General features: G+C 45.8%; 18 protein-coding genes and 1 pseudogene. 13 read left to right on the forward strand and 6 right to left on the reverse strand.

Annotated features, from left to right (window positions below; translation table 11 throughout):
• Positions 1-22: 22 nt before the first annotated feature.
• From VOA_RS04190 to xthA, 4 genes are all read left to right on the forward strand, one after another.
• Entirely contained in the window at positions 23-802 is a 780-nt protein-coding gene (locus tag VOA_RS04190) for a sulfite exporter TauE/SafE family protein (RefSeq protein WP_009356108.1), read from the forward strand.
• Positions 799-1,347, forward strand: a complete 549-nt coding sequence (locus VOA_RS04185; RefSeq protein ID WP_000844322.1) for a primosomal replication protein — start codon at positions 799-801, stop codon at positions 1,345-1,347. The genes VOA_RS04190 and VOA_RS04185 overlap by 4 nt, the downstream gene beginning before the upstream one ends.
• A complete protein-coding gene (gene rsmS, locus VOA_RS04180; protein ID WP_000070379.1) occupies positions 1,348-1,563 on the forward strand; it encodes a pleiotropic regulatory protein RsmS in 216 nt (71 codons plus the stop codon).
• 240 nt (positions 1,564-1,803) lie between these two features.
• Positions 1,804-2,610: an exodeoxyribonuclease III gene (xthA, locus tag VOA_RS04175; protein WP_000864792.1), complete on the forward strand. Its 807-nt coding sequence runs from the start codon at positions 1,804-1,806 to the stop codon at positions 2,608-2,610.
• A gap of 61 nt (positions 2,611-2,671) precedes the next feature.
• Here the strand turns inward: xthA and VOA_RS04170 are convergent, their stop codons facing one another.
• The 4 genes from VOA_RS04170 to VOA_RS04155 all read right to left on the reverse strand — a co-directional run bounded on the left by VOA_RS04170 (position 2,672) and on the right by VOA_RS04155 (position 5,908).
• Positions 2,672-3,349, reverse strand: a complete 678-nt coding sequence (locus tag VOA_RS04170) for an ABC transporter permease (RefSeq protein ID WP_000347795.1) — start codon at positions 3,347-3,349, stop codon at positions 2,672-2,674.
• 2 nt (positions 3,350-3,351) lie between these two features.
• Positions 3,352-4,092 (reverse strand): ABC transporter permease, encoded by a 741-nt coding sequence (locus VOA_RS04165; RefSeq protein ID WP_000886236.1) that lies wholly within the window; start codon positions 4,090-4,092, stop codon positions 3,352-3,354.
• A gap of 109 nt (positions 4,093-4,201) precedes the next feature.
• Positions 4,202-4,978, reverse strand: coding sequence for an ABC transporter substrate-binding protein (locus tag VOA_RS04160; RefSeq protein ID WP_000759073.1), 777 nt, complete (start codon positions 4,976-4,978; stop codon positions 4,202-4,204).
• Between the two features lie 159 nt (positions 4,979-5,137).
• Positions 5,138-5,908 carry an ABC transporter ATP-binding protein gene (locus VOA_RS04155; RefSeq protein WP_000133017.1) on the reverse strand — a complete coding sequence of 257 codons (771 nt, stop codon included), beginning with the start codon at positions 5,906-5,908 and terminating at the stop codon, positions 5,138-5,140.
• A gap of 587 nt (positions 5,909-6,495) precedes the next feature.
• On the opposite strand from VOA_RS04155, the gene VOA_RS04150 reads away from it, so the two are divergent.
• The 3 genes from VOA_RS04150 (at position 6,496) to VOA_RS04140 (ending at position 11,757) form a co-directional block, all read left to right on the forward strand.
• On the forward strand, positions 6,496-8,037 hold the full coding sequence (locus VOA_RS04150) for a DUF3360 family protein (protein ID WP_001286260.1): 1,542 nt from the start codon (positions 6,496-6,498) through the stop codon (positions 8,035-8,037).
• Between the two features lie 264 nt (positions 8,038-8,301).
• Entirely contained in the window at positions 8,302-10,578 is a 2,277-nt protein-coding gene (gene pflB / locus VOA_RS04145; RefSeq protein ID WP_000840430.1) for a formate C-acetyltransferase, read from the forward strand.
• Between the two features lie 192 nt (positions 10,579-10,770).
• On the forward strand, positions 10,771-11,757 hold the full coding sequence (locus VOA_RS04140; RefSeq protein WP_000668799.1) for a lipid A deacylase LpxR family protein: 987 nt from the start codon (positions 10,771-10,773) through the stop codon (positions 11,755-11,757).
• Positions 11,758-11,772: 15 nt separating this feature from the next.
• On the opposite strand, the pseudogene VOA_RS04135 reads toward VOA_RS04140, so the two are convergent.
• Positions 11,773-12,026 (reverse strand): annotated as a pseudogene (locus VOA_RS04135) (methyl-accepting chemotaxis protein); the annotation flags it as partial.
• Positions 12,027-12,226: 200 nt separating this feature from the next.
• On the opposite strand from VOA_RS04135, the gene pflA reads away from it, so the two are divergent.
• From pflA to VOA_RS04105, 6 genes are all read left to right on the forward strand, one after another.
• Complete coding sequence (pflA, locus tag VOA_RS04130; RefSeq protein ID WP_000103944.1) at positions 12,227-12,967, forward strand: pyruvate formate lyase 1-activating protein; 741 nt, start codon at positions 12,227-12,229, stop codon at positions 12,965-12,967.
• Between the two features lie 67 nt (positions 12,968-13,034).
• A complete protein-coding gene (locus VOA_RS04125; RefSeq protein WP_000417718.1) occupies positions 13,035-13,700 on the forward strand; it encodes an energy-coupling factor ABC transporter permease in 666 nt (221 codons plus the stop codon).
• A 120-nt stretch (positions 13,701-13,820) separates the two neighbouring features.
• On the forward strand, positions 13,821-14,321 hold the full coding sequence (locus VOA_RS04120) for a YfbU family protein (RefSeq protein ID WP_000426106.1): 501 nt from the start codon (positions 13,821-13,823) through the stop codon (positions 14,319-14,321).
• A 242-nt stretch (positions 14,322-14,563) separates the two neighbouring features.
• A complete protein-coding gene (locus VOA_RS04115) occupies positions 14,564-16,498 on the forward strand; it encodes a PrkA family serine protein kinase (RefSeq protein ID WP_000021520.1) in 1,935 nt (644 codons plus the stop codon).
• Positions 16,499-16,642: 144 nt separating this feature from the next.
• On the forward strand, positions 16,643-17,914 hold the full coding sequence (locus VOA_RS04110; RefSeq protein ID WP_000046687.1) for a YeaH/YhbH family protein: 1,272 nt from the start codon (positions 16,643-16,645) through the stop codon (positions 17,912-17,914).
• A 12-nt stretch (positions 17,915-17,926) separates the two neighbouring features.
• Entirely contained in the window at positions 17,927-19,462 is a 1,536-nt protein-coding gene (locus VOA_RS04105; RefSeq protein ID WP_000208349.1) for a SpoVR family protein, read from the forward strand.
• Between the two features lie 108 nt (positions 19,463-19,570).
• Here VOA_RS04105 and ptsG read toward each other — a convergent pair whose 3' ends face one another.
• On the reverse strand, positions 19,571-21,013 hold the full coding sequence (gene ptsG, locus VOA_RS04100; protein WP_000916776.1) for a glucose-specific PTS transporter subunit IIBC: 1,443 nt from the start codon (positions 21,011-21,013) through the stop codon (positions 19,571-19,573).
• Positions 21,014-21,030: the final 17 nt, after the last annotated feature.

Genomic DNA, 21,030 nt, shown 5'->3' on the forward strand with positions numbered 1-21,030 from the left:
TACGATTAGGATTGCGCTTTTGATGGAATGGATAGAACCCACCACGATAATGGTGCTGGCTCTTGTTGCGTTTATTGCTGGATTTATTGATGCAGTTGCAGGAGGAGGTGGAATGCTAACGGTACCTGCCCTACTTTCTTTAGGTTTGCCACCTCATTTAGCGCTAGGCACCAACAAATTAGCGGCCACTTTTGCATCTTCAACCGCGGCTTGGACCTATTATCGAGAAAAACTGTTTGATCCAGCCTGCTGGAATCGTGCTTTTATCGCTACATTCGTTGGTGCGGTACTTGGTACGTTAGCCGTTGATGCGATCAGCACTGAAAGGTTGGGTAAAGCCTTGCCCCTGATCATTCTTGCTGCAGCACTCTACACTGTTTGGTACAAACCGATTCAGAATCAACAAAATGCAAGCCCTAAACCTTGCCCTAAACTGCACCGAAAACAGATTTTACAAGGTGTTGGTCTGGGTTTTTACGATGGCTTAGCAGGCCCAGGAACGGGGGCCTTTTGGACGGTAAGCTCAATGGCACTTTATCGATTCAATATTTTACTCGCCTCAGGTCTAGCTAAAGCCATGAATTTGACAAGCAATCTGACTTCTTTGGTGACTTTTGCCATACTTGGGCACATCGATTGGTTGCTCGGTTTAACGATGGGTGTTTGCCTAATGGCAGGAGCTTTTGTTGGTGCTCACTCTGCAATTCGCTTTGGCGCTCCTTTTATTCGACCGCTGTTTATTTTGGTGGTCACTCTACTAGCCACTAAATTGGCCTATGATGCGTGGTGGATTGGGTCATGAAGAGTTACGAAAAATTCCATGCCATCCTCACCGAATTAAAATATTCAGCAGCTCAGGTTGATCGTCAGCGTGGTGAACACCACAGACCTTTATTTGATGAAGTTCTGTTTCACTGTCATGGCAAGTTGCTGACGCCTTGCGTTGAAGAAGCAAATTCAACACTGCTGGCCTTAATTCGAGAGAATGAAAGTGGGCGTTTAACTGCCTTACGAGCAGAATACCTCTCTGAACGACTACTTGCGCAAATTGCAGCGCTGACAAGAGAACTTTCTACGCAAACGATTCGCCGCAAAGAGCCTAAACCACAAGCCTATTTTAAAAAACCGATTAATGAGCTTTATCAAGAGTTAGCCCAACATCAAGACTGGGAACGGCGCTTAATGGATTTAGTACGTGATAAGGCCATGCTGCTGGAGCAAGCCTCAGTCACAGAAAAAACCGCCGCCCAACAAGCTTTGTTACAAGCCGAACAGCGGCTAAACCGTTGTCGAGAAGCAAAAATCAAAATCGAAAAACGGATCACCACTCAGGAGAGAAAAGCGTAAATGTCGAACCCATCGATCCCACTCAATGAAGCTTCTGATGAGATCAAGCTCGCGGTTGATCTCATCTACTTATTAGAATCTCACGCCATCGAGCCACAGCTCGCACTTGCTGCAATTGAGATTGTTAAACGTGATTTAGAACACAGATTGGCTGATGATGCATCGATCACTACTGCACGAGAAGATCATCAGTCTAGCAACGTCAATCCACTTTAAACTAAGGGGACAACGCATGATTTCACTATCCATGAAGTGAATTGCTCTCCAATATCTCAGCGATTGCGGTCTTAGTTCATGAATGGCACGAATAGTTATTGCTATTTGATTTAATTGAATTCCCATTTTTATACCAACCCTTTACTTCATCCCCTCTCTATTGAACTAGCAATGCTTCGGGCTTGTGATCCCATGCTCAGGTGATAACATCAGCCCCTAAGTCAACCAGAAGGAATCACAATGAAAGTCATCAGTTTCAACATAAATGGACTCAGAGCCAGATTGCACCAATTGCAAGCCCTGATCGACAAGCACCAACCTGATGTGATTGGTTTACAAGAAATAAAAGTTCATGATGACGCCTTTCCTCGTCAAGAAGTCGAAGCTATGGGTTATCAGGTCTATTTCCATGGCCAAAAAGCTCACTATGGTGTGGCTATTTTGTGTAAACAGACCCCCGTTGAAGTGATCAAAGGTTTTCCAACCGACAGCGAAGAGCACCAAAAGCGCATGATCATGGCGACATTTGTCGATCAAGATGGCAACAAAACCACAATTCTGAACGGTTATTTTCCACAAGGTGACAATGTAGAACACGAAACCAAGTTTCCATATAAGCGCCAGTTTTACCGTGATTTGATGACCTATCTAGGTGAGCATCGAAGTAATGCAGAGCGTTTAGTCGTGATGGGCGACATCAATATCAGTCCGCTCGACTTGGATATCGGGATCGGTGAGGCTAATCGCAAACGCTGGTTACAAACAGGCAAATGCTCATTCCAACCTGAAGAGCGTGAATGGTTGCAAAGCTTAATGGATTGGGGTCTGGTGGATACGTTCCGTCAACTCCATCCAGAAGTTAGTGATCAATTCTCGTGGTTTGATTACCGCTCACGTGGGTTTGATGATAATCGCGGTCTGCGTATTGATGTGATTTTGGCTACACCAACGCTAGCTGAAACCTGCCAAGAAGCGGGGATCGATTATGAACTACGGGGTATCGACAAACCGTCTGATCACGCCCCTATCTGGGCTACGTTCAAGTAATCGAGGCATTTGACGGCTTACTCAAAAGTATCCCCATCTTTTATCGATGGGGATGTTTCATTTAGCTACGAGGTTTTAGGTAGGCAAGAAAGCGGTTTTCCGCCTGCTTAAAACACCACAAAATGATGAATGTGAGTGACATATAAAATAGCCCAGCCGTTAAGAAGGCTTCAAACGGCGCATAATAACGTGAGTTGACTAAACGTGCGGCTCCGGTTAAGTCCATAATGGTGACTATTCCTGCGACTGCACTGCCATGCAGCATAAAAATCACTTCATTACTATAAGCTGGCAAAGCCCTACGCAGCGCACTTGGCAGTATGATCCGCTGATAAGTTTGCCAACGCCCCATTCCATAGGCTTTTGCGGCCTCCACTTCCCCTTTTGGTAAGCCATTGATTGCCCCGCGGATAATTTCTGCTGTGTAGGCCGACGTATTTAAAATAAAAGCAACGAGAGCACAGAACCATGCGTGCTCCCATAAGGTTCCTTTCACCGGAAAAAATTGGTCCATCCCGTAATAAATCAAATAGAGCTGCACTAAAAGTGGCGTTCCGCGTAGAAAATAGATGTATCCCCATGCCGGAAAACTGAGCCATTTTTGTTTGCTACTCCTGGCAATGGCCATCGGGATAGCCCACAGTAAACCAACAACCAAAGAGAAGGAGACTAACCATACGGTGGTCCAGAGCCCCCCTAGATAGACGGGAAAACTGTCAATAATCAGAGAAAAATCCATATTTACCTCGTATGAATACTGAATTTGCGTTCTATGAGTTTGAGTAAACCGGTAGACACACTGGTAAAAAATAGAAAGATAATGGCAACCGCCATATAAAAGGTGAATGGCATTTTGGTTGAGCCCGCAGCTAACGAACTGATCCGAACCATATCCTCCAAGCCAATAATCGAGACTAGCGCTGTGGTTTTCAGCAGCACTAACCAGTTATTGCCAAAACCTGGTATCGCGTGGCGGATCATCTGTGGTAATAAAATCCGCCGAAAGCTCATCGCAGAGCTCATGCCATATGCTTTTGCGGCTTCTAGTTCACCTTTATCCACGGCAAGAATCGCACCGCGAAAGGTTTCAGCCATATAGGCGCCAAAAATAAAACCAATGGTCAGTACCCCTGCGATAAATGGGCTTACGTCGATATAGTCCGGTACATAAGATACCCATTCATGGTTTGGGTCACGTCCAATGAACCATTGATTGAGAAACTCGTTGAAGATACTGAGTCCGTTGTTGAGGAAGATCTGGCCACCAAAGAAAATCAACATCATCAGCACGAGATCAGGAATACCACGAATGATGGTGGTATAGAGCGTTGCAACCCATCGAGCCCAACGATACGGTGCCATTTTCGCTAATGCACCTAACATGCCGAGCACAACAGCTAACAACAGTGAAAGCAGTGCAACCTCGATCGTAACGAGTGCCCCTTTCGCTATCGAGGCCTCATAACCTTGCAAATCCAACATACTCGTTCCCTGTGGGTAAAGACCGGATTGTTGGTAACATCAGGAACGAGTGCCAACAACCCGGATGCAGGAATTTAAAAGCTATCCTTAAATATGACGGCTTTAAGAATTACTCGCCGTATACATCATATTTAAAGTATTTGGCTTCAATTTGCTGATAAATACCTTTCTCACGTAGCGCTGCAATGGCCGCATTCAGCTTTTCGGTCAAGTCTTTATCCTGCTTACGAACAGCGATGCCCATACCCTCACCAAACCATTTAGGATCCGTCAATGATGGACCAACAAATTCATAGCCATCACCACCTGCTTTGTTCAACACACCTTCTTCCAGCGCTGAGGCATCACCCAATACAGCAGCAATACGGCCATTCGCTAGATCTAAGTACGCTTCATCAAACGAGCCATAACGGACGATATCCACGGCGTCACCATAATTGTCGGACAGGTACTTATCATGTGTTGTCGCACGCTGCACACCGATTTTTACCCCCTTCAAACCCTCTTTCGTGAAAGTGAGGTTAGCACCTTTTTTAGCAATGAATTTATTCGGGATCAGAGCATACTTACCAGTGAAATCGACTTTCATCTTACGCTCTTCGGTGATCGACATTGCGGCAATAATCGCGTCATATTTACGCGCTAACAATGATGGAATGATGCCATCCCAATCTTGCGGCACAATTTTGCACTCAACTTTCATCTCGGTACACAGTGCATTTGCCATGTCCACATCAAATCCTTTCAGTGAACCATCCGCTTCAGTCCAACTAAATGGAGGATAGGCACCTTCAATACCAAAGCGTACCGTTTTCCATTCTTTGGCTTGCGTGACTCCACTCACTGTTGCTGCAATTAAAGCAGTCGCAACTAACCACTTCTTCATATCCATACTCCTGTGATTGTTTCTCTTTATGTTGTGTTTACTGTTGTATTTGATAACGCGTAGATACTAGCGAGTAATGTTGCTTTTTCTAATGGATTTACATCAAACAGCCGTGAACTTTGGCTTCCAAAGCATCCCACTAGCAAACGGCTTTTATATTTAATAAATAGACGAAATAAACTGCTTTAACCGCTCTGAATCAGGATTTTTGAACAATTTTTCCGGTTTACCCTGCTCCTCAACCTTACCTTGATGCAAAAACATCACATGATTTGAGACATCGCGAGCAAAGGCCATTTCATGTGTCACCACGAGCATGGTGCGCCCTTCCTCCGCTAAGTCACGCATGACCCCCAAGACTTCTCCTACCAACTCAGGATCTAAAGCAGAGGTCGGCTCATCAAACAGCATGACTTCAGGCTCTACAGCAAGAGCCCTTGCGATCGCAGCTCGTTGCTGCTGACCACCAGAAAGATGACCTGGGTAGTAATCTTTACGCTCGTAAAGCCCTACTTTTTTTAGCAGGTGTTCAGCTTGCTCAATCGCTTGAGCTTTCGGGACACCCAAAACGTGCACAGGAGCTTCAATGACGTTTTCGAGCACCGTCATGTGTGACCACAGGTTGAAGCTTTGAAACACCATAGCTAGACGCGAACGGATGCGCTGAACTTGTTTTTCTTTAGCGGGTTGGGCTACACCTTGGCGCGAGGTTTTCATCTGGATCAATTCACCTTTAACCCAGATTTCGCCAGAGGTTGGCGTCTCTAATAAATTAATACAACGAAGAAAGGTGCTTTTGCCAGAGCCTGACGAGCCAATGATGGAAATGACATCGCCTTTACTAGCCTGAAGTGAGATACCTTTTAGCACTTCATTCTGACCAAAAGTTTTATGTAGATTTTTAATCTCAAGCGCGGGTACATCCGTCATGCGCTAACGCTCCCTGTTCACTGTCGATGAACGTCTCTGTTCACTTTTGCAACAAGCTAACATTCAACCCAGACAAGCGCAACAAATTATTAACCCGTAAAATTTGATTGAATAGCTATTTAATTTGCACAAAAATGCAACATTAAGTGAATAAATCTTGAAAAACGAAATAACCAGTCATTTCGGCAATAAAGTATCGTTAATAAATTTTTAACAAAAGTACCATTCATGCTTCCTTTCGCTGTTACTACTTTATACCCCCGCGATTTTCTACCTTCGATCGCGTTCCAAAACGTAATAAAACTCGCAAGATGAAAAAATATTTCAAATCGAAAGCGCCCTATGTGCCTGATATCACGGGGCATATGTAGTTTTCTTTCATATCTTTTCGTAAAGTGATCAAGATCAATCGTCCTTACTAGTAAGCACGATAAACTCGCCGCAAATATAAGGTCATAAAAATGATCAGTATTTGTGTTAGTAGTGCTCATTAGGCTTGTGCCAGCAAGGATTTAACACCTTTTCATTCATGCAATTAAACAGTATTCACAACTGAATTACTTACTTTTACAAATATGAGGAATCATATGTCAGACGTTATGAACAACGAGCGCTCAGACATTGAGACGAAAAGCTATCAGGAGCTTCACCGTCCTGCGTCTGAGTTTGCGACTCGCTCAGAATATCTGGATCATGAACTGCAAATCATGAAGCCACGCCGTTTTGGTCTCAACTTACCTGGTCGAGATTTCCGCTTTGAGCTAGAGGATTTAGTTCCTGCACTGGCGGGAACCATCGGCATTATCTCAATGTACTCCGCGGTAATGATGTCTTGGGCTGATGGCCTGACTCAAGCGTGGGATCACATTAACTTGGGTAAAGAATTTGCTATCGAAGTTGCTCGTGTAGAAATGCTTTTCCCTGCTCTTTTCTTCTGTGTGATTGCTTCTGGTTTCCTCAACCCTAGAGCTAACCTTGCGGGTAACCACGGTCCGATGATTCCTTTGATCGGCTCTATTGCTCTGGCCGGCGCTCACCCTCTTGCTCTTGCTATTCTTCTTGGCGTTTTCGGTCTTCTGCTCAGTTACTTCAAAGGGGGATCCAAACTGGTTAACCTCACCTCTGAAGGTACGGCCGGTGGTTTGCTTATCTTCCTCGGTTTTACCGGAACCATGAGCCAAATCACTTCGATACAAGAGTGGGCGGTAGGCCTTCAATCCGCGGATATTGCGGCAGGCAGCATGGGTTACATTGGTTTAGTGGTACTGGGTGTAAATATTGTGATTTACGCACTACTGGCTAAATTTAACCTGCGTTGGTTGGCCATTCCTGTGTGTGCCTTTACAGGTCTAGTTATTGCTCTCGCATTAGGTGCAGGTTTCGACTTGAAATTTGAAACTCAAATGGGCTTACCTAACCTGAACCCAGTTTACTGGTGGGGCAGCACTGAACAGGGTTGGATGTTGGGTATGCCAACACTACAACACTTCATCGCTTCATTGCCATTTGCGATTCTTGCGGTTGCGATGTGGTCACCAGACTTCCTTGGTCACCGTATCTTCCAAGAACTGAACTATCCAAAACGTACTGAAAAAGTACTAATGGATGTGGATGACACAATGACCATGTGTTCTATCCGCCAAATGGTAGGTACTGCACTGGGTGGTGGTAACATCACATCATCTTGGGGTACGTACATGATCCCAGCAGCGATTGCGAAACGTCCAATTCCTGGCGGTGCTATCATCCTAGGCTGTTTGGTAATGCTCATTGCTATCCTGGGTTTCCCAATGGATGCTGCAGTATGGCCACCTGTAATGCGTTGTGCTCTATTGGTGGGCGTATTCTTGCCACTACTTGAAGCAGGTATGCAAATGATCAAAAACACCAAAGATTCTCAAGCAGCAGGTATCTGTATTTTTGGTTCAGCGGTAGTAAACCCTGTACTGGCTTGGGCTCTAACCATGCTACTGGACAACAACGGTCTGATTGGCGACAAAGAGCGCGCAGCAAAATTGTCATTCATGGATAAAGTTGTGATCCCAGGCGGTGTGCTAATCATCTGTTTGATTGCTATGCTTGCTGTTGGCATGTTGGAAAGCCAATACGGCTTACAAGCTTGGTTGTAATCTCAACTCTTTTTTGGGTAGCGCTGACCGCGCTACCCAAACTTTATTTTAAATTTTTAACTTTTATTGATTTAGTTTAAGGTTTACGAAAAATTTTTAGCGTAGAGTGGCTACATAAAAGGAACTAATAGCGATATCCATATTCAAACAGTATCTGATTGCATTTGAATATCGTTATTGAAGAGTGTACTGCTCCCTAACGGGATCGCTGGCTCAACGGCGAAGACAGTACGTGTTTTTTCTACTCATAAAGGTAGGTATGTCATGGCAGAGCAATTTGCTAAAGCTTGGGAAGGTTTTGCAGCAGGTGACTGGCAAAACGAAGTTAACGTTCGTGATTTTATTCAAAAGAACTACACACCGTACGAAGGCGACGAATCTTTCCTAGTTTCTGAAGGTACTGAAGCGACCAACAAGCTTTGGGACAAAGTAATGGAAGGCATCAGACAGGAAAACTCAACTCACGCTCCTGTTGACTTCGACACTTCTCTTATCTCTACCATCACCGCTCACGATGCTGGCTACATCAACAAAGATCTTGAAAAGATCGTTGGTCTACAAACTGATGCTCCACTGAAACGCGCAATCATCCCTAACGGTGGTATCCGTATGGTGGAAGGTTCATGCAAAGCATACGGTCGTGAACTGGATCCTCAAGTTTCAAAAATCTACTCTGAATACCGCAAAACACACAACGCTGGTGTATTCGACATCTACACTCCAGAAATTCTGGCTTGTCGTAAATCAGGCGTTCTGACTGGTCTTCCAGATGCGTACGGCCGTGGTCGTATCATCGGTGACTACCGTCGTGTGGCACTGTACGGTATCGACTTCCTAATGAAAGACAAACTGGCTCAGTTCAAGTCTCTACAGGAAAGATTCGAAAACGGCGAAGATCTGCAAATGACCATGCAACTGCGTGAAGAAATTGCAGAGCAACACCGTGCACTAGGCCAAATGAAAGTGATGGCTGCGAAATACGGTTACGATATTTCTCGCCCAGCAGAAACAGCACAAGAAGCGATCCAGTGGACTTACTTCGGCTACCTAGCGGCAGTTAAGTCTCAAAACGGTGCTGCAATGTCTCTTGGCCGTACTTCTACTTTCCTAGACGTGTACATTGACCGTGACATGAAAGCTGGCAAGATCACTGAAGTAGAAGCTCAGGAAATGATCGACCACTTCGTTATGAAGCTGCGTATGGTTCGTTTCCTACGTACTCCTGAGTACGATGAGCTGTTCTCTGGCGACCCAATTTGGGCAACTGAATCTATGGGGGGTATGGGTCTGGACGGTCGTACGCTGGTAACACGTACTAACTTCCGCTTCCTGAACTCACTGTACACCATGGGTCCATCTCCTGAGCCAAACATCACTGTTCTGTGGTCTGAGCAACTGCCTGAAGGCTTCAAGAAGTTCTGTGCGAAAGTATCTATCGATACTTCTTCTATCCAGTACGAGAACGATGACCTGATGCGTCCAGACTTCGAGTCTGATGACTACGCTATCGCATGTTGTGTATCACCAATGGTGATCGGTAAACACATGCAGTTCTTCGGTGCTCGTGCAAACCTTGCAAAAACTCTGCTGTACGTAATCAACGGCGGTGTGGATGAGAAACTGAAAATCCAAGTGGGTCCAAAAATGCCTAAGATCACGGACGAAGTTCTGGACTTCGACGATGTATGGGGCAAGCTGGATCACTTCATGGGTTGGTTGGCGACTCAATACGTCACTGCACTGAACAGCATCCACTTCATGCATGACAAGTACAGCTACGAAGCTGCTCTGATGGCTCTGCATGACCGTGATGTACGTCGTACTATGGCGTGTGGTATCGCAGGTCTGTCTGTTGCCGCTGACTCTCTGTCTGCAATCAAGTACGCGAAAGTTAAACCTGTTCGTGACGAAGACGGTGTAGCAGTCGATTTCACTATCGAAGGCGACTACCCTAAATTTGGTAACAACGATTCACGCGTTGACGACATCGCATGTGAACTGGTTGAGCGTTTCATGAACAAGATCCGTTCACTGAAAACTTACCGTGATGCAATTCCTACTCAGTCTATCCTGACTATCACTTCAAACGTGGTATACGGTAAGAAGACAGGTAATACACCAGACGGTCGTCGTGCAGGTGCTCCATTCGCACCAGGTGCAAACCCAATGCACGGTCGTGACGAGAAAGGTGCAGTAGCGTCTCTGACTTCAGTAGGTAAACTGCCATTTGCTCACGCAAAAGATGGTATCTCTTATACCTTCTCTATCGTGCCAAATGCACTGGGTAAAGATGAGAACTCTCAACGTGCTAACCTTGCTGGTCTGATGGATGGTTACTTCCACCACGAATCTGGTATTGAAGGTGGTCAACACCTGAACGTTAACGTTCTGAACCGTGACACTCTGCTTGATGCGGTTAAGCATCCAGAGAAGTACCCACAACTGACTATCCGTGTATCAGGTTATGCAGTTCGCTTTAACTCTCTGACTGCTGAACAGCAACAAGACGTTATCGCTCGTACTTTCACTGAATCTCTATAAGATTGAGTAAGTTCTGATGAAAGCCCTGCCGCATGCGACAGGGCTTTCTTTTTTTTTCATTCCCGTATTTTTAAAATAAATTACTGTCTCTAAACGCACACTTATTCTGTTCTTAGCTAGTTTTATTAATCAGAATACGTCAACATAGGTGCCGCAATTTAACTTTTGAAGTACATAAAGTTACTTATTCCTATGAAATTTATCCGTGTTATTCCTTTATGGTTGTTCAGCAGTGCAGCCATTGCTGCTCAAACACCCACTTTCATTCTCAGTATTGATAATGACGGTGTATTTGGGGTTGATCAAAACTACACCAACGGGTTATTCCTGAGCTACACCTCAGGAGCGATAACACCTAATTGGCTTACTCAACCACTGAGCTTATCGATTTGGGGGGCTCCTAGCCTAGATAAGTGGGAGTTTACTCTCGGCCATAAAATGTGGACTCCATCTGATATCGAGTTAACCACACCACAACCAAATGAGCGTCCCTATGCCGGTTATTTGCACACCGAATTTAACTACATCAGCCTTAATCCTCAGCAATCTCAGCGCTTTAACCTAACTCTCGGCATGACGGGTGACAGTGCCCTCTCCGAAGAGGCTCAAAAAATAGTCCACGGCATTACTAAATCAGATGACCCGAATGGTTGGGCTTATCAAGTTGAAGACCAATTTGTAGGCAGCATAGGTTACCGCTCTCACTTTAACTGGTGGCGTTACGGGGCACTGTTTAATACAGAGTGGGAGCTTTCTAACGTATCCGAAATCAATGTGGGCAACTTCCGTAGCGATATTTCTACCGGTGTAATGTGGCGTTGGGGATCTGATCTCGCAGGAAGCTTTGGATCTGCCAATATCTCCGCGGAAAATCCGTTCTCAGCGGGTATGATCGGTGCTTCAGATCGTGGTTGGTTCTTCTTCTCAGGTATCGAAGGGCGTTATCGCTTTAACGATGTCACCATTGAAGGAGACCGCCCACTGGAAGGTTTAGAGCACCCAGCTGAATATTACCAAGTGAATGTAGAAAACTGGCAAGCCACGGCTGTCCTTGGATTTGCCATGTATGGCCGCCATGTGGGTGCAAGTTTCACTCTTACCGCCAATAGCAACGAGTTTAAAGAAGATAAAGAGCCATACAGTAGTACTGGCAGTCTCTCCCTCTATGCCTTCTTTTAATCACTTGGTGAGACTTTAGATCGTAAAACGTCGGCAGTCTGAATTCAGGCTGTCGGCTCGTGACTCAACCCCTGGCTCGTAGTGCGTAGCTGATTATTGTAGGTTTCTAACTCTTTCATGGCGCTGGCAATCAACGTCATATTGTCCGCCATGGAATGACTTGTTGATGCTAATTCTCTGATAGAAGAGAAAATCACATCGGTTTGTGATGCGGCTTGCTCCGCTCCTAGTGTGATTTTGGTTAAGGCCTCCATCACTTCATTGCCTTTACAAAGTGTAGACCCGCGGTGTATGACTTACTCATTTTTAACTAAACAAGAGAGAATAAGCGTCCCAAAATACTATAAATCTGCAAGGCGCTAACCCTTGCTATCTCTAGCGGCACGGCAAATTATCCAGGAGATAAACCTATTTAATCCCTGCCATTTGTAATAAAATAACGCCCAAATTACATAACTGAGAAGCGCTCATGTCTACCATTGGTCGAATCCACTCTTTCGAATCTTGTGGCACTGTTGATGGCCCCGGAATCCGCTTTATTGTATTCCTACAAGGGTGCCTGTTCCGCTGTAAGTATTGTCATAACCGAGATACTTGGGATACCCATACGGGTCGTGAAGTGACGGTTGAAGAAATCATCAAAGAAGCAAAATCCTACCGCCATTTCATGAATGCTTCGGGCGGTGGTATCACTTGTTCCGGTGGCGAAGCCATGCTGCAGCCGGAGTTTGTGCGTGATTTATTCCGCTCAGCGAAAGCCGAAGGCATCCACACATGTTTAGATACCAATGGCTACATTCGTAAGTTCACACCTGTGATTGATGAAGTGCTAGAAGTGACAGACCTGGTCATGCTCGATATCAAACAGATGGATGACGAGATTCACCAAGATCTGATCGGTGTCTCCAACAAGCGCACTCTCGACTTTGCCCGCTACCTACATCAAATTGGCCAAAAGACTTGGCTACGTTATGTGGTGGTTCCAGGTTACACCGATGATGAAGCCTCAGCGCATCAGTTAGGTGAGTTCATCAAAGGCATGGAAAACATCGAGAAGATCGAACTGCTGCCTTATCACAAACTTGGTGCTCATAAATGGGAAGCCATGGGTGAAGAGTACCCATTGGAAGGTGTTAATCCACCAAGCAAAGAAACCATGGATAAAATCGTAGCAATCCTTGAGCTGTATCACTCAAACGTAAAATACTGATTCAACCCCGTGGTGTTATCGTAAAAAATACCAACCACTTCGGTTGGTATTTTTTTAGGTAACTCGATTGGAATTAGCACAGCTCGCTTCAACCATTATTATTTTTGCCGTTTTACTTTTGGTGAAAAAAGATAGCCAGTACGCACTATGGCCAAAATTTCGTGATGATAGAACTTTCCAACATCTCACCTACTTTGTGATGTTGGGGCTATTTCTACTCTGGTCAGCACAAGCCAGTGTTAAAGAAGGACTCACCATTCATTTTCTCGCCTTAACCACATTGACCATGATGTACGGTTGGCGCAGTGCCTTTATTATCACCATACCTGTTACCACAGCTCTAGCTCTCGTTGGCAAAATAAGCTTTACTGCTTTACCAGAATACCTGCTGCTTTCTAGCTTGTTACCAAGCTTGATCAGCTACTCCGTTTTTGCACTCAGCTATCACTACCTACCGAGAAACATCTTCGTATTTATTTTTGTGGCTGGCTTTTTTAATGCCGGTGTTACCGGCAGTTTACACCTTTTGCTTAACTCACTGTATGTCTGGGGAATGGGGACTTATGACTGGAAAACGATTATGGATAACTACTTGATTTTTATTCCGTTACTCGCCTTCCCTGAAGGTCTACTCAATGGCATGGCGCTCGCCATTTTGGCCGTATTCCGCCCTGAGTGGCTGCGCGTGTTTTCCGATCGCGATTATCTGTATAACCACTATCACCGTCATTAATCATGCTGTTTTTTTGTGCTTTCACTATTAAAACCGTGTTGAGATCATGTTTCACTCCGTACCAATGCTGTTAACCTTAAATCAGCAAAATAATAACTCTGATTTGAAGTGAGGCTTTACATGGAAATGACCAACGCTCAGCGTTTGATCTTATCGAACCAATATTTCCTTATGTCGCAACTTGACCCAAACAACGCAAACAAATACAAGCGATTACAAACGATTGTTGAACGTGGTTATGAGCTACACATGCGTGAACTGAACCGCGAGTTTGGCTGCCTACCTGAAACGGAATGCCGCGAAATCATCGACATTATGGAGATGTACCACGCGATGCAAGAGTCCAACCGCATGTTGGATGACGCGGCGCGCAAAGATGTTGACCAACGCCGTTTGACTTTCCTTGGTTTTGATATGGCCACCGAAGCACCATTGGTGAACTATGTGCGCTTCTTAGTGGATTCTGAAGGTCTATATCCACAATTTGATAAGGGCGAGCACCATTTCAACAGCCAAATGCCAATGTTGGCGAAGTACCGCCGCATGCTGACCACTTGGCGCAATTGCCCACGTCAGTATCATCTGTCAGCGAATGAATTGCGCCAAATCATGAACGCTTAATTCGCATTTTTGTCCCTTTTATTCTCTTAAGCTAGCTTTATTGCCAGCTTTTTATTTTGCGATTTTCCCACCACACAGACTGCTCTTCGCTATCCCACTTATCCGACTCACTCGAAATCACGATTTTGAAATAAAACCATAATTCTTAAGCAAAAGAGTGGATTACAGACTAGGCTTAAATTGTTAGGAATTTGTATACAGCGGTTGTATGTCGTCATGACATTTTCAAAGGGGAAACAACTATGAGTATTTTTGAACACTTTCAGGCACGCTATGAAGCCGCCAAGGATGAAGAGCTGTCCATTCAGGACTTTCTGGCTCTGTGTAAAGAAAACAAAAGTGCTTATGCCAATGCCGCGGAGCGCTTATTGATGGCTATCGGCGAACCCGAGATGATTGATACATCCAAACACTCGCGCCTTAGCCGAATTTTTTCCAACCGAGTGATTGCTCGTTATAAAACTTTCGAAGATTTTTATGGCATGGAAGAGCCCATAGAGCAGATCGTCGCTTACCTCAAGCATGCAGCGCAAGGCTTGGAAGAGCGCAAACAGATTCTTTATTTACTCGGCCCTGTGGGCGGCGGTAAATCATCACTGGCGGAAAAGCTCAAAGCTTTGATGCAACAAATGCCAATTTATGTGTTGTCGGCCAATGGTCAACGCAGCCCGGTTAACGATCACCCCTTCTGTCTATTTGATGTCAATGAAGATGGTGAATTGCTCAAACAAGAATACGGCATTGATCGTCGTTACTTACGTTCCATCATGTCACCTTGGGCAGCTAAACGCCTGCATGAATTTGGTGGCGATATTACCAAGTTCAAAGTGGTGAAAGTGCGCCCATCCATTCTAGATCAAATCGCGGTAGCCAAAACCGAACCGGGCGATGAGAACAACCAAGATATTTCCTCTCTGGTCGGTAAAGTCGACATACGTAAACTCGAACATTTTTCACAAGATGACCCAGATGCCTACAGCTACTCCGGTGCACTATGCCGCGCCAACCAAGGTTTGATGGAATTCGTGGAAATGTTCAAAGCACCAATTAAAGTGCTGCACCCACTACTAACCGCGACCCAAGAAGGCAACTATAACGGTACCGAAGGGCTTTCAGCCTTGCCATTTGACGGCATGATTCTCGCCCACTCGAACGAATCGGAATGGCAGACTTTCCGTAACAACAAAAACAACGAAGCATTCCTAGACCGGGTGTACATTGTGAAAGTCCCTTACTGTCTACGTGTTTCTGGTGAAGTCAAAATCTACCAAAAACTGTTGGATCACAGTGAGCTATCCAAAGCACCTTGTGCTCCAAGCACACTCGAACTACTGGCACAATTTAGCGTACTGTCTCGCCTAAAAGTGCCAGAGAACTCTTCCCTGTTTTCAAAAATGCGTGTCTATGATGGTGAAACGCTGAAAGATACCGATCCGAAAGCCAAAAGCTATCAGGAATACCGCGATTATGCGGGGGTAGATGAAGGCATGTCTGGGCTTTCCACCCGTTTCGCGTTCAAAATTCTGTCTCGCGTATTTAACTTCGATCACTCAGAAGTGGCCGCGAACCCAGTGCATCTGTTCTACGTTATCGAACAGCAAGTCGAGCGGGAGCAGTTCCCGCAAGAAACCGCGGATCGCTACAATGAATTCCTCAAAGGCTACTTAATTCCGCGTTATGTCGAATTCATTGGCAAAGAGATCCAAACCGCTTACTTAGAGTCTTACTCTGAGTACGGTCAGAATATTTTTGACCGCTACGTCACCTACGCCGACTTCTGGATTCAAGATCAAGAGTATCGCGATCCAGAAACTGGCCAACTGTTTGACCGTTCAGCACTCAACAGTGAACTGGAGAAAATTGAGAAAACCGCGGGGATCAGCAATCCAAAAGATTTCCGTAATGAAATTGTTAACTTCGTACTGCGTGCTCGTGCCAACAACAATGGCCAAAACCCTGTATGGACCAGCTACGAGAAATTGCGCACTGTGATCGAGAAAAAGATGTTCTCCAATACTGAAGATCTGCTTCCGGTCATCTCCTTTAACGCGAAAACCTCATCCGACGATCAGAAGAAACACGATGACTTCGTCGCTCGTATGATGGAAAAAGGCTATACCGAAAAACAAGTCCGCTTGCTGTCTGAGTGGTATTTGCGAGTACGTAAATCCTCATAGTGTGTATGCCGTGTAATGGTCGGCGGTAGTGCAACTACCGCCACCTGCGGTGTTACCTACCCCACAGAATAGCTGTTGGGCTGTAGGTCACCTCCTCAACAAACTCGAGATCGAGTTTGAGGTGATGTCATTAGGGAGAGGCTCATGGCGCAATTTATCGACAGAAGGCTAAACGGCAAAAACAAAAGCACCGTCAACCGACAACGCTTTTTACGCCGTTACAAAGAGCAGATTAAAGAGTCGGTTGCGGATGCCGTTAACCGCCGCTCAATCACTAACACGGAATCTGGTGAAGATGTCTCGATTCCGACTCGCGACATTAAAGAGCCGATGTTTCATCAAGGCAAAGGTGGCGTGCGTGAACGTGTGCATCCGGGCAATGACCAATTTATTCGTGGCGATAAAATCGATCGCCCTAAAGGGGGGCAAGGCAGCGGCGGCTCAGGTGAAGGCGAGGCCAGTGCCGATGGTGAAGGCAGCGATGATTTCGTATTCCAAATTTCCAAAGATGAATACCTCGATATTCTGTTTGAAGATTTAGCACTGCCGAATCTCAAGAAAAACCAAGTTAACAAAATCACTGAATGGAAAACCCATCGTGCAGGTTTCCAAACCTCGGGTGTGCCCTCCAACATTTCTGTGGTGCGCTCATTGCAACAATCCTTAGCACGCCGTACGGCGATGACTGCTGGTAAACGCCGTTTAATGAGTGAGTTGGAAGAAGAACTCGAACGCATTCAGCGCAGCGAACCACCCCAAATCATGGAAGAGATGCGCATCAAGCAAGAGATTGAAGAGCTACGCAATAAAATTGATAGCGTGCCTTTTATCGACACCTTTGATTTGCGCTTCAAAAACTACGAAAAGCGCCCAATCCCATCCAGTCAGGCAGTGATGTTCTGTCTGATGGACGTGTCGGGATCGATGGATCAGGCGACCAAGGATATTGCGAAACGCTTTTATGTTCTGCTTTACCTGTTCCTCACTCGCACCTATGAAAACGTAGAAGTGGTGTTTATCCGCCACCATACGCAAGCCAAAGAGGTGAATGAACACGACTTCTTCTACTCGCAAGAAACTGGCGGCACCATAGTGTCCAGTGCGCTCAAGCTGATGCATGAAATCATTGAAGCGCGTTTCCCACTGGGTGAATGGAACATTTATGGCGCGCAAGCTTCTGATGGTGATAACTGGGCAGACGATTCACCGCGCTGCAAAGAGTTACTCTCCAACAAGCTGCTGCCCTATTGCCAATACTATGCCTATATCGAAATCACGCGTCGCTCACACCAAACTTTGTGGCACGAATATGAAAAATTACAGGCATCCTTCGATAACTTTGCAATGAAGAACATTCGCAGTGTCGAAGACATTTTCCCTGTATTTAGGGAGCTGTTCCAAAAGGAAAATGCGTAGGGAGACTGAGAGATGACAACCAAAGCCAAAGCCGCACCCAAGCGTAAAGCTGCCCAAAACAAGCGACTGCCCGATGGCCCAGATTGGACATTTGAGCTAATTGAACGCTATCACCAAGAGATTCGCCGAGTCGCTGAGTTTTATCGTTTGGATACTTACCCAAACCAGATTGAAATCATCACCTCAGAGCAGATGATGGATGCCTATTCCAGCATCGGCATGCCCATCAACTACAACCATTGGTCGTTTGGCAAAAAATTCATCCAAACCGAGCAAACCTACAAACACGGTCAGATGGGGTTAGCGTATGAGATTGTCATTAACTCCGATCCTTGTATCGCCTATCTGATGGAAGAAAACACCGTGACCATGCAAGCCCTCGTGATGGCACATGCCTGTTACGGCCACAACTCCTTCTTCAAAGGTAACTATCTGTTCCAAACTTGGACAGATGCCAGCTCGATTATCGACTATCTGTTGTTTGCCAAAAACTACATTGCTGAGTGTGAGCAGAAGTTTGGCGTGAACGAAGTAGAAAAGCTACTCGACTCTTGCCATGCTTTAATGAATTACGGGGTTGACCGTTATAAACGGCCAGAAAAGATCTCGATTGCCGAAGAGAAAGCACGCCAAGAAGAGCGCGAAGCCTATCTGCAATCCCAAGTGAATGCCTTGTGGCGTACTGTGCCGAAAAAAGCGGTTGAGCAGGAAAAACATCGCCGTTTCCCAAGTGAACCGCAAGAGAACATCCTCTACTTTATTGAGAAACACGCTCCCTTGCTGGAACCTTGGCAGCGCGAAATCGTGCGCATCGTACGCAAAATCAGCCAGTATTTTTATCCGCAGAAACAGACCCAAGTCATGAACGAAGGATGGGCCACCTTCTGGCACTACACCATTCTTAATCATCTTTATGATGAGGGGTTAGTCAGCGACAAATTCATGCTGGAGTTTCTGCACAGCCACACTAGCGTTGTGGCGCAACCGCCCTACAACAGCCGTTATTTCAGTGGTATCAACCCTTATGCGCTTGGGTTTGCCATGTTCCGTGATATCAAACGGATCTGTGAAGAGCCGACTGAGGAGGATAAAGAGTGGTTTCCTGAGCTCGCGGGATCTAACTGGTTGGATGCCCTTCACTTTGCGATGCGTAACTTTAAAGATGAAAGTTTTATCAGCCAGTACCTATCCCCTAAACTCATTCGCGATTTTAAGCTGTTTGCCATTTGCGATGATGATAGAAAAAATCACATCGAAATCAGTGCTATTCACGATGACCTCGGTTATCAACAAATCCGCGAAAAACTCGCGGCACAATACAATCTCAGTAACCTTGAACCCAATATTCAAGTCTATAACGTCGATGTTCGAGGCGATCGCTCATTGACGTTGCAGTATGTCCCACACGATCGCATTCCGTTAGATCCAAGCTACGAGGAGGTGCTGAAACACATGCACCGTCTATGGGGTTTTGAAGTCAAACTGGAGGAGGTCAAAGACACAGGAAGAAGAGATATCCTCGCAACCTGCCCAAAGAAAAATGACTAGCAATACCAAGTCAGATTGGGCTGCAATACAACATTCCTAACATAACAAAAGCCCACAACTCCGTTCGTTGTGGGCTTTTTCTTCTTTTCAGTGAACTACGTTTTCTTACTAAGCTGAAGCAAGAACACCATGAATTTCACTTTTTATCGTGTCTGACTGCGTACCAAAGATGGCTTGTAAATTGTCGCCAATCACAATGACCTCCCGCGCGCCAAGCTGTTTCAGCTTAACCACATCGACATGCTTAATCTCTCTCACGCTAACACGAAGTCGGGTGATACAAGCGTCTACGGTTTTGATGTTACTTTTACCGCCGAGCGCTGCCACCACATCCACCGCAATTTCATTCGGCTTACCCGCTAAAGTGACGGTCGTTACCTCTGTTTCTCGGCCCGGCGTTTTCAGGTTTAACTTCACAATCAGAAAGCGGAACAGACCATAGTAAAGCAACGCCCAAATCGGCCCGATGATAAAGAACATCCACGCATTGCTCGACATTGGGTAGTACAAGAAGAATTGGATAGCGCCGTGAGCAAAGTCGGTACTGTGTTTAATCTCTAAAAATGCGGTAAGCGCAAATGCAATTCCAGTCAGGAAAATATGGATAACGTACAAAATAGGAGCGACAAACAAGAAGGTAAATTCAATCGGCTCCGTAATGCCGGTCAGCCAAGATGTCAGCGCTGCAGACATCATTAAGCCACCAACAATCTTTTTACGCTCAGGACTCGCACAGTGATACATAGCGAGAGCCGCAGCAGGCAGCGCCCACATTGAATACATAAAGCCACCAGACAGATAGCCTGCTGTTTTATCTCCCGCGAAGAAGCGCGTGAGCTCACCCGTGAACACTTTGCCTGTTTGTGGATCTGTGTAGCTGCCCACTTCAAAGAAAAACGGCGCATTCCAAATATGATGTAACCCAACTGGCAACAGAGAACGCTCACCCGCACCATAGACACCCCAAGCAAGCACAGGGTTTTGATAGGCCGCCCAGTGAGAGAATATGTCTAAAAGATTACCGACCGGTGGCCAAGCAAAAGCCAATACCGCACCAATCACGATAGACACTAATCCTGTCACAATGGGTACAAAACGCTTACCTGCAAAGAAGCCTAAGTACTCAGGCAATCGAATAGCGTAGAAACGGTTGTACATCATCGCCGCAACGGCACCGACAATAATGCCGCCAAAAACACCGGTTTGCAGTGTTGCGACACCCATGATGGTGGCATCGGTTTCTAACCCGCGCAGCCCTGTAACTATTCCGAGTGCCGCATTCATCATGATCAGGCCAACCAGTCCTGCCAACCCTGCCGCGCCATCGTTACCTTTGGATAAGCCTAGCGCAACTCCCACTGCAAACATCAACTGCATGTTGCCAAATATGCCTTCACCGGCAGCAAGCATGACTTTACTCAGTTCAGCAGGGATGAAAGGTAATCCCGCATTCCCTATACCAAACATCAACCCAGCAACGGGTAATACCGCAACGGGCAGCATGAGTGACCGTCCGATCATCTGTAGCTGACCAAACAAATTTTTCAGCATGTCTCCCTCCTTGTTGG

It is taken from the genome of Vibrio sp. RC586, from assembly GCF_000176715.1.
Taxonomy (GTDB): domain Bacteria; phylum Pseudomonadota; class Gammaproteobacteria; order Enterobacterales; family Vibrionaceae; genus Vibrio.

What these genes read in the sequence shown, in the direction of transcription:
- pflA (WP_000103944.1), top strand. Translation starts at nt 12,227, where the DNA reads ATGTCTACCATTGGTCGAATCCACTCTTTCGAATCTTGTGGCACTGTT.
- xthA (WP_000864792.1), top strand. Translation starts at nt 1,804, where the DNA reads ATGAAAGTCATCAGTTTCAACATAAATGGACTCAGAGCCAGATTGCAC.
- VOA_RS04165 (WP_000886236.1), bottom strand. Translation starts at nt 4,092, where the DNA reads ATGTTGGATTTGCAAGGTTATGAGGCCTCGATAGCGAAAGGGGCACTC.
- VOA_RS04140 (WP_000668799.1), top strand. Translation starts at nt 10,771, where the DNA reads ATGAAATTTATCCGTGTTATTCCTTTATGGTTGTTCAGCAGTGCAGCC.
- rsmS (WP_000070379.1), top strand. Translation starts at nt 1,348, where the DNA reads ATGTCGAACCCATCGATCCCACTCAATGAAGCTTCTGATGAGATCAAG.
- VOA_RS04160 (WP_000759073.1), bottom strand. Translation starts at nt 4,978, where the DNA reads ATGAAGAAGTGGTTAGTTGCGACTGCTTTAATTGCAGCAACAGTGAGT.
- VOA_RS04185 (WP_000844322.1), top strand. Translation starts at nt 799, where the DNA reads ATGAAGAGTTACGAAAAATTCCATGCCATCCTCACCGAATTAAAATAT.
- VOA_RS04150 (WP_001286260.1), top strand. Translation starts at nt 6,496, where the DNA reads ATGTCAGACGTTATGAACAACGAGCGCTCAGACATTGAGACGAAAAGC.
- pflB (WP_000840430.1), top strand. Translation starts at nt 8,302, where the DNA reads ATGGCAGAGCAATTTGCTAAAGCTTGGGAAGGTTTTGCAGCAGGTGAC.
- VOA_RS04120 (WP_000426106.1), top strand. Translation starts at nt 13,821, where the DNA reads ATGGAAATGACCAACGCTCAGCGTTTGATCTTATCGAACCAATATTTC.
- VOA_RS04115 (WP_000021520.1), top strand. Translation starts at nt 14,564, where the DNA reads ATGAGTATTTTTGAACACTTTCAGGCACGCTATGAAGCCGCCAAGGAT.
- VOA_RS04155 (WP_000133017.1), bottom strand. Translation starts at nt 5,908, where the DNA reads ATGACGGATGTACCCGCGCTTGAGATTAAAAATCTACATAAAACTTTT.
- VOA_RS04105 (WP_000208349.1), top strand. Translation starts at nt 17,927, where the DNA reads ATGACAACCAAAGCCAAAGCCGCACCCAAGCGTAAAGCTGCCCAAAAC.
- ptsG (WP_000916776.1), bottom strand. Translation starts at nt 21,013, where the DNA reads ATGCTGAAAAATTTGTTTGGTCAGCTACAGATGATCGGACGGTCACTC.
- VOA_RS04110 (WP_000046687.1), top strand. Translation starts at nt 16,643, where the DNA reads ATGGCGCAATTTATCGACAGAAGGCTAAACGGCAAAAACAAAAGCACC.
- VOA_RS04190 (WP_009356108.1), top strand. Translation starts at nt 23, where the DNA reads ATGGAATGGATAGAACCCACCACGATAATGGTGCTGGCTCTTGTTGCG.
- VOA_RS04170 (WP_000347795.1), bottom strand. Translation starts at nt 3,349, where the DNA reads ATGGATTTTTCTCTGATTATTGACAGTTTTCCCGTCTATCTAGGGGGG.